Source organism: Phyllobacterium lublinensis (assembly GCF_020164435.1).
Classification (GTDB): domain Bacteria; phylum Pseudomonadota; class Alphaproteobacteria; order Rhizobiales; family Rhizobiaceae; genus Phyllobacterium; species Phyllobacterium lublinensis.
In genome coordinates, this window is the sequence record NZ_JAIUDQ010000004.1 from 312,333 (window position 1) to 320,136 (window position 7,804).

Annotated in this window: 8 protein-coding genes and 1 tRNA gene; 4 read left to right on the plus strand and 5 right to left on the minus strand. The window is 53.0% G+C overall.

What is annotated here, in order from left to right; all coding sequences use genetic code 11:
- Positions 1 to 13: 13 nt before the first annotated feature.
- From K9U38_RS07985 to K9U38_RS07995, 3 genes are all read right to left on the minus strand, one after another.
- Positions 14 to 199, minus strand: coding sequence for a helix-turn-helix domain-containing protein (locus tag K9U38_RS07985; protein ID WP_224493805.1), 186 nt, complete (start codon positions 197 to 199; stop codon positions 14 to 16).
- A gap of 93 nt (positions 200 to 292) precedes the next feature.
- A complete protein-coding gene (locus tag K9U38_RS07990) occupies positions 293 to 940 on the minus strand; it encodes a hypothetical protein (RefSeq protein WP_224493806.1) in 648 nt (215 codons plus the stop codon).
- A gap of 3 nt (positions 941 to 943) precedes the next feature.
- Positions 944 to 2,284, minus strand: coding sequence for a tyrosine-type recombinase/integrase (locus K9U38_RS07995; protein WP_224493807.1), 1,341 nt, complete (start codon positions 2,282 to 2,284; stop codon positions 944 to 946).
- A gap of 113 nt (positions 2,285 to 2,397) precedes the next feature.
- On the opposite strand from K9U38_RS07995, the gene K9U38_RS08000 reads away from it, so the two are divergent.
- Together K9U38_RS08000 and K9U38_RS08005 are read left to right on the plus strand one after the other, a co-directional pair.
- Positions 2,398 to 2,470, plus strand: a tRNA-Ser gene (locus tag K9U38_RS08000).
- 69 nt (positions 2,471 to 2,539) lie between these two features.
- Complete coding sequence (locus K9U38_RS08005; protein WP_224493808.1) at positions 2,540 to 3,280, plus strand: membrane-anchored protein; 741 nt, start codon at positions 2,540 to 2,542, stop codon at positions 3,278 to 3,280.
- Positions 3,281 to 3,355: 75 nt separating this feature from the next.
- On the opposite strand, the gene K9U38_RS08010 is transcribed toward K9U38_RS08005, so the two are convergent.
- Positions 3,356 to 4,057: a glycosyltransferase gene (locus K9U38_RS08010; protein ID WP_224493809.1), complete on the minus strand. Its 702-nt coding sequence runs from the start codon at positions 4,055 to 4,057 to the stop codon at positions 3,356 to 3,358.
- 187 nt (positions 4,058 to 4,244) lie between these two features.
- Between K9U38_RS08010 and K9U38_RS08015 the strand changes: the two genes are divergently transcribed.
- On the plus strand, positions 4,245 to 5,348 hold the full coding sequence (locus K9U38_RS08015; RefSeq protein ID WP_224493810.1) for a glycosyltransferase family 2 protein: 1,104 nt from the start codon (positions 4,245 to 4,247) through the stop codon (positions 5,346 to 5,348).
- Positions 5,349 to 5,350: 2 nt separating this feature from the next.
- Here the strand turns inward: K9U38_RS08015 and K9U38_RS08020 are convergent, their stop codons facing one another.
- The gene (locus K9U38_RS08020) at positions 5,351 to 6,553 is read right to left on the minus strand and encodes an alpha-hydroxy acid oxidase (protein WP_224493811.1); all 1,203 of its coding nucleotides are present in this window, start codon (positions 6,551 to 6,553) and stop codon (positions 5,351 to 5,353) included.
- Positions 6,554 to 6,764: 211 nt separating this feature from the next.
- Between K9U38_RS08020 and K9U38_RS08025 the strand changes: the two genes are divergently transcribed.
- Complete coding sequence (locus tag K9U38_RS08025) at positions 6,765 to 7,685, plus strand: 2-hydroxyacid dehydrogenase (RefSeq protein ID WP_224493812.1); 921 nt, start codon at positions 6,765 to 6,767, stop codon at positions 7,683 to 7,685.
- The last annotated feature ends 119 nt before the right edge of the window (positions 7,686 to 7,804 follow it).

Genomic DNA, 7,804 nt, shown 5'->3' on the forward strand with positions numbered 1-7,804 from the left:
TGTCGTCACCCAATCAGTCGTGGCTCGTTCCAACAGGCAGCGACTTGAGGTAAGCCTCCAGCTCGTCCACCAGCACTAAAGTGCGCTTTCCGCTTTTGCGGGGCTTCAGTCCGCCGGATTTGAAAATTGAATAGAGTACTGTGCGTCCAATGCCGCTTATCTGTACTGCTTCCGGGATTGTTACTGCGAGTTTATTCATTTGATTCACCCATGTGTGCCTGAACATGGGTGAACTTTAACTAATCCGATTTCCTCCCGGCAGGAGAAGTGAGAGGCAAAAACTTCTCGTGACTTACCCGACTTGTTTGTTAAAGGCGTTCGCGGACTTTATGGCGGCGGCAATGGCATGCCTTTTCATTGGCAACTCTATTTGCTTATGTAATTCTTCAATGAAGCAGACATATGGTCCGGTGGGATGGTCCCCTGTGCTGTCCTTTGAAACTTTTGGCTTTTCATGGAAGAATTTCTCATAGGTTTTGGCCAAATCCAAAAACAGTCTCTGTTGTTTTGATGGGACATGCCCGCCAAGAACGGCGGTTTCACTCAATTCATCCAACGTTGAACTGGCTCGCAATTCGAGGTTTTGCAATACTTGAATAATATCGTCATACCCATCGCCAGTTCCGGTGTCTAAACGCGGCCTAATCCATCTGCTTATACTTTTTTCATCAGCCAATAGTTCCGCAAGTTCACCAGCCTTATTCCTGACTTTTGCGATATTATCTTTATTTTTCTTGGCGCGATTGTCATCGGTAAGTTCGGGCCATGTATGCCAGCGCGTGAGGGCCCAGCGTAGCTCATCTAACAATTCTAGCCGCGCCTTTGGTGTAGCCAAATTGTCCGTCATACCAGTCTTCCACTCCGCAGCGACAGCTTCACAAATGCGATCGATGGCTTCGAGGGTCAAAGGGCGATAAGTATTTTTGGAATTAATGTTCATCGCTTAAGCTCTCTTTTCGACCTTAAGGCGTTCCACTTTGGATGGCTCCGAGGTGAGGGGGAGGGCTGCGAGTGCTACCATGTCATCTAGAGCATCCGAGATTTCGGCGGCGTAGTGTTTTTCTATGGTAGCAACGCTGGTGTCATGCAGCTCCGCCACAAGTGAAACGGGAAGATGTTGCCGAAGCATTCGCACGATGGACGAATGGCGGAATGCGTAGGGTACTATACTGGTCTCAAGCTTTGCGACTTCTAGAATACGCGCCCAGGACTGAGCGAGCTGACTGGAATGCGTCCATCGTCCGCGCTTAACTCTAGTCCAGTTGCGCTTGCCCTCTACCCTCGGTACCTCGACCGAATACCAACGTTCCAATAAATACCCGTCGCCTCGCCGTCCGCTCACGGCCGGCAGAAGAATGGTTGATATCTCATCATCGATAGGGAAGCGAACGTGCGTTCTGGATTTCACACCTCGTCCTTTACGACTGACAGGGACCATTGCCCGCTTTTTCTCCGTTTGTATGTCGCTGACTTTGAGCCTTGCGATTTGGGAAAACCGTCCGCCTGTCGCCGCTAATACAACTATTATGCGATGCAGGTCGCCTTCCCATCCATCTTCACTGTCAACGATCAAACTGGCGTTGACGATCTTCTGGATCACATCTTGGCTGAGTGCTTGGCCGTGACGGGCTATCGGGGCGGCCGTATCGGACAGCGCCAACCCATGCTTGATTATAGTATTAATTTCGGGAGGCAATGTTGCGCGATGGGTTTTTGCGGCAGCGTTGAGAGCTGCTTTGAAATTCCCAATGATCCGTTTGAGAGTAGATCTCGACACGCCAGCTGTGTCCTGCCACTTTCGCAGGTCATTTTCCGTCAGAAAGTACAGTGGCTTTTCGACAAGTTCCTTTTTCGAAAGCACATGCTTCGTGAGGCGACGGCGGGTGTCTCCGGTATTGTCTTCGACACCTTTCTGAGCCAGCTCGGTTTCCTTTGCCGTAATGTATCGATCGACAGCATCTTGGATTGTGACGGGTGGACCAACTTCGGCAATCCTCGCGCGGATCTTCCTGTGATCGGCAAGTGCGAGCGCTATCCGGCTGGCTTGGTAGAAAGTCAGAATACGATCATCGTCGGCCTCAAACACATCGTCGGCAATTGCGAATGCTTCTTGTTGATACTGCTGATTGCCCTTATACCAACGAACAATCCATGCTCCGCCTCGAACACCTTTTCGATAACCAAGATGAACCTCTTCATCCAGCGACCGCCAGTGAATGCCTTTACCCAGGGCTTTCCGCGCGTTTCCAGTAGTGAGCGGGGCTTCCTTGAGCGTGCGAGACATAAATATTTCCTTTGCGTCAAATATCTGTCAAATATACACGAGTGCACGTATTCGTACAATAAGGGACGGGAATGATTGATATAATTGGGGATTTCAGACGATGGCGGATGATAGCGAATGGCAAAATTGGTCGACTTGCGCCCTCTCACGGCGCAAACAGGGGTTCGATTCCCCTTGGGCGTACCAATCTTCCAGCTCATTATCCGCCGCCAAGATAATGATAACCAAGAACGACTTATCGGAAGGCTGTATCAGATGGGGTCGTCCTGGTCTGAGCGATTAACCAGAATTCGCAGGTCGCTGGTCTACAAAATCTTGCGCCCCCGTCCGCCCTCGCATCCCGTCAAGTTCACCGGCCCCGTCGTCGTTGTCGGATCGGCCCCGGTTTCCACGGTTCCTGCCGGATTTGGTGACCGCTTTCATGTCATTACTGTCAACGGTTCGCAAACCGTCCTCGACAAATGGGGAATCGAGGTTCCGGATGCGACCTTCATGCAATTCAATCAGGTCGAGGGGCAGACTACAAACGCATTGCATGTGCGCAAGGTGTTGAACGGCAAGCGAACCGGGCTTCTGTACGTCGTCCGGTGGCCCAAAAGCCTCGAGTCGCTTGAGAAGGGGCTCGCTGCGTTCAACTACGCGTATGATGATGTAAAAATGGTCAATCGCCTGAAACGTATGGCGATGTATGAGGCGGTCATGGGTGGCCTCAATGTTGAAATTGACGATGACATGAAATTTTCCAACGGGATTACCGCCGTGTTCTACGCTATCGTCAGTGGAGCCAAAGCCGTCATAATCAGCGGTATCAATCCTGATTCCTCCGGGCACGTCTACAACGATGCCAATCTCAAGCGCTTGCATGCCGGCACCGACAAACAGATCCTGCAGGCTCTCATTGATCGCGGCTATCCGATCTATACGGCCGACCCCAACGTCGCCCGGGCATCGGGCGTGCCATTATGGAAAAAAGAGGCACTCGACGACTTCGTTTAAGACAGTGTGGACCACCATTCGTCGCAAAAAAGACGCTCCAAGCAGGCGCGCCTTTTCACGTTGAACATTTGACGATCAGATCGCTTTCCAGTTTGGGTCGACGGCGGTTGCAGCAGCGCGCCACTCATCGGCATAGTCCACATTCTGCCAATCCTTGAACCACGGCCCGCCATTGGTGAAGTGCACGGCGTTTGGATAGCCATTCGCTGGTTTTTCATTCCAGCCTTCCAGCCAGTTCCATTCGACCGGAACCTCGCCGATCTCGTCATCCTGTGCCCATTGCATCCGGTGCAAGTAGGCACCGCTCTCGCGGTTGATCAGTTCCGGAGTGAGCTTGCGTGTGGATGGATGATCGCAATTGAACAGCATGAAGGACGACCAGTTCTTGCGAGGGTAAATGGTCTGGACCTTTCCGTCCATCTTCGTGCCTTCCTTCGGTGTGTAGTCATGCTTGACGCAGATGACGGCTTTCGATTCGTCCCGGTATGCAAGTAGCTTTGCTACGTCACCGAAGAACAGAAAATCGCAATCACAGAACAATGCCCAGCCCTTATACCCAGCGAGCCATGGAGTGAAGAAGCGCGAATAGGTAAATTCAGTGGAGGCGAGTGGATCGATATCGCGCGTATAAGCGCCCTTTTCCACGAGCTCGTCCAGTTTGATCGGTATCACCCGGACTGGGATTGTCGCATGTTTTAGTACGGTGCTCTTTGCGACTTCATAGGCGATCGGTTCGCGAGAGTCCCATCCGACGTAGATATCAAGATCATTCTGCATATTGCCTCGCTTCTAATCTGAGAGTCCCAGTAGGGTTTTAAACGAAACGCGGAAAAGAAAAACCCCCTCCCATCGCCCAATTGGTGCACATTTCCCCACTTCTTCTTCAGTCCGGAGATTGTGTCATGGCCGTCTGGCACACTTGACGTTGCACATCGCCACGTTTAATCGGTCGAGCTCTGGGGCGATGACGATCAAAAGCCGGCTCTTTCTCAAGGCGGACTACCCATTGAAACGACACCAATCTTTCCTGTTCCCAAGGATGGAAATTCCCTTTCCATACCGTCCTGACAGTCCGGCCGCTTTCCCCAAAAGCAAAAGCCATACGCTGCTTGCTCGCTGGCGCAACATCAATGCCAGGAAGCGCCACGACCCGGTTCAGCTATTTCCGCTGCGTTCCGGTGATGTACGCCCGCTTGGCCCCGAGGACATACCGCTCATTTTCCTGGCGCATAACAGTATCCAGTTTCTGCCGTCATTCCTTGCGCATTATCGTAGCCTCGGGGTCACCCGATTCTTGTGCGTGGATGACCAGTCGACAGACGGTACCCGAGAAAAGCTGCTCGAGCAGAACGATGTCGACGTGTTCGGTTCGCAGGTACGATATCGTCAGGCCAATGGTGGCAACCTTTGGCGCGAGGCCCTGGTTCGGATATTCGGAACGAAACGCTGGTATATGAACGTCGATTGCGACGAGTATTTTATCTATGACCGATGTGAGACGAGGAAGCTGCCTGAGCTCATTACCGCGCTTGAGGCCAGGGGGGTACTGCACTGCCCTGCACCGATGATCGATTGCTATCCATCGAAGTCGCTAAAGGCAGCGATCTTTGATGGCTCTACAGATGTTATGCCTTGGCAGATTGCCAATTCGTTCGACCGGATAGGGTACCGGCTATTTCGGACCAGCTCGACCATGTCGATGATGGGCGGGCCGAGAGACAGGTTGATGGCCGATCCCGAGCACTACGATGAATTGATGAAATACCCGCTTCTATACGTGGAGCACGAAATTGCATTCACGATCAGCATTCACAAACCATGGCCGTTCGATAGAAATTTTTCTCCAATCTACGGTTCACTCCTGCACTTCAAGTTTTTCAGTGAAACGGAGGAGTTCGTGAAGAAGGCCATCGAGGGTGGTCAATACTTCAAAGGATCCCGAGCATACAAAACCATGCTCGAGGCGATTACGGCAGGAAAGCTCGACAACCTGAACTCCGAAGTCTCCGTGCAATACGAAGGTTCAGAACAATTGCTCGATCTCGGCTTCTTTAAGAGTCCATTCTGAAATCAGGCTTCTGTCGATCTTGCGCGCTTTTTCTTGACCTCGGCCATTCGCGGCTTGGTCTCAAGGCCGCTTTTGTAAAGGTTGTTGCGATCGAGGTTCTTTACATCCCTTTCGCCGCAAAGCGCCATTGTGATATCCAACTCCTTGCGGATGATCTCCAGTGCCTCAGTTACGCCCTGCTTGCCGCCTGCGCCCAGTCCGTAAAGGAATGCACGGCCGATGAAGGTGCCCTTGGCACCAATCGCAAGTGCCTTGAGCACATCTTGCCCCGACCTTATGCCACCATCGAAAAGGACTTCGATCTTGTCGCCCACTGCATCGACGATGTCGGCCAGCACGGAAATCGATGAAGGGGCGCCGTCAAGCTGGCGGCCACCGTGATTGGAGACGATGATCGCGTCAGCGCCAGTGGACACCGCCATTCTGGCGTCCTCCACATCAAGTATGCCCTTGATGATCAACTTGCCTCCCCAGCGCTCCTTGATCCAGGAAACATCGTTCCAGGAAAGGCGCGGGTCGAACTGCTCGGCGGTCCAGGTTGACAATGACGACAGGTCGGCGACACCCTTGGCATGACCGACAATATTGCGGAACGTCCGCCGTTCTGTCTTGAGCATGCCCATGCACCACTGGGGTCGCGTGGCCATTTGCCAGATGTGTTTTGGCGTAAACCTGGGTGGGGCCGAAAGGCCGTTGCGAATGTCCTTGTGGCGCTGGCCAAGAATCTGCAGATCGAGCGTCAACACCAGTGCGGAGCATTTGGCTGCCTTGGCACGATCAATCAAATTGTAGATGAAATCCCGGTCGCGCATCACGTAGAGCTGGAACCAGAACGGCTTGGTCGTTGCGGACGCGACATCCTCGATGGAACAGATGCTCATGGTGGAGAGTGTAAACGGAACACCGAACTCTTCTGCCGCTTGGGCCGCAAGCATCTCGCCATCCGCATGCTGCATGCCTGTCAGGCCGGTGGGGGCAAGGGCGACGGGCATCGAGACCTTCTCGCCGATCATCGTGCTTTCGAGGGTGCGGTCAGTCATGTCGACAGCGACGCGCTGTCGCAACTGAATCTTGCGGAAGTCCTCTTCATTGGCGCGATAGGTGCCTTCCGTCCAGGCACCCGAATCCGCATAGTCGAAGAACATTTTTGGCACGCGACGCTTTGCGATTCTTTTCAGATCAGCAATCTCAACTGTCTTTGGCATGTTTCCGTTCCGAAGCCCTCTGGTCTGTTGTTCTCATACTAATGGATGCCGTAATGCAAGTGCCAGCAGGGAATTTCTGCTATCGACTGCAATTAATCATATACGGGTACACGCTTCATGGATAAATTCAACAACAAGCATTTGTCTTCGTTGCGAAAGTTTAGCTATGGTCGATGCGACAATGGATTGTGCGTTAGAGGAATGTGATTTGATGGCAAAACACCCGGTACTCGTGCTCGGCCCACTCATGCCCTACCTGCTTGCAGAGCTGGAGCGGCGTTATGCGGTGGAGAAACTGTACGAAGAGAAGGATGCGCTGGGTTTCCTGCAAGAAAATGCGGGCCGCTTTCGTGCGGCGGTGACAAGCACATTTACCGGACTGACAGCCAATATGATCGATCTGCTGCCATCAGTTGAAATTGTCTCTTCGTTTGGCGTCGGCACCGATTCGCTTGATGTCGCCTATGCGAACAAGAAGGGTATCAAGGTCGCCAATACACCCGATGTTCTGAACGAGGATACGGCCAATATGGCCATTGCCCTGTTGCTCGCCACGACCCGGGACGTCGTCGCCAATGACCGGTTTGTACGCGAAGGACGCTGGGCCAAGGGCGAGAGCGCACCGCTGGCACAGGGCATTGAAGGCAAAAAGGTTGGACTGGTTGGCCTTGGCCGTATCGGGAGTGTCATTGCCGAAAAGCTTCTGGCTTTCGGTTGCGATGTCGTCTACCACACCCGCAACAAGAAGCCGGACGTATCTTACACGCATTACTCCGATCTGGTTGCGATGGCCCGCGATTGCGCCGTGCTGATTGCAATTTTGCCTGGCGGCGATGCAACGCAAGGCATCATTTCCCGGCAGGTGCTGGAGGCACTTGGATCCAAGGGGACATTTATCAACATCGCTCGTGGCAGTGTGGTGGACGAAGTTGCACTTGTGGAATTGCTTCAATCACGCGAACTTGGCCGTGCCGGCCTTGACGTATTCGTCGATGAGCCAAGAGCGCCCGAAGCACTGTTCGCGCTGGACAACGTGGTCCTGCAACCGCATATGGGGAGCGCCACCGTGGAAACCCGGAAAGCCATGGCTGACCGGGTCGTATCCAACCTGGAGAAATATTTCGCAGCCTAAGAGCGCAGATCGGGCGTTAGAGCAATTTCAATGTCTCGCTGGAAGTTGCTCTAACTTTTGTTTTGCGGGCAATTCCAGCCGCGAAACCGCTTCCTACCTTTTGCTCAAAATGCCTAGCC

Coding starts and splice junctions, on each gene's coding strand:
- K9U38_RS07985 (WP_224493805.1), bottom strand. CDS start 199: ATGAATAAACTCGCAGTAACAATCCCGGAAGCAGTACAGATAAGCGGC.
- K9U38_RS07990 (WP_224493806.1), bottom strand. CDS start 940: ATGAACATTAATTCCAAAAATACTTATCGCCCTTTGACCCTCGAAGCC.
- K9U38_RS07995 (WP_224493807.1), bottom strand. CDS start 2,284: ATGTCTCGCACGCTCAAGGAAGCCCCGCTCACTACTGGAAACGCGCGG.
- K9U38_RS08005 (WP_224493808.1), top strand. CDS start 2,540: ATGGGGTCGTCCTGGTCTGAGCGATTAACCAGAATTCGCAGGTCGCTG.
- K9U38_RS08010 (WP_224493809.1), bottom strand. CDS start 4,057: ATGCAGAATGATCTTGATATCTACGTCGGATGGGACTCTCGCGAACCG.
- K9U38_RS08015 (WP_224493810.1), top strand. CDS start 4,245: ATGACGATCAAAAGCCGGCTCTTTCTCAAGGCGGACTACCCATTGAAA.
- K9U38_RS08020 (WP_224493811.1), bottom strand. CDS start 6,553: ATGCCAAAGACAGTTGAGATTGCTGATCTGAAAAGAATCGCAAAGCGT.
- K9U38_RS08025 (WP_224493812.1), top strand. CDS start 6,765: ATGGCAAAACACCCGGTACTCGTGCTCGGCCCACTCATGCCCTACCTG.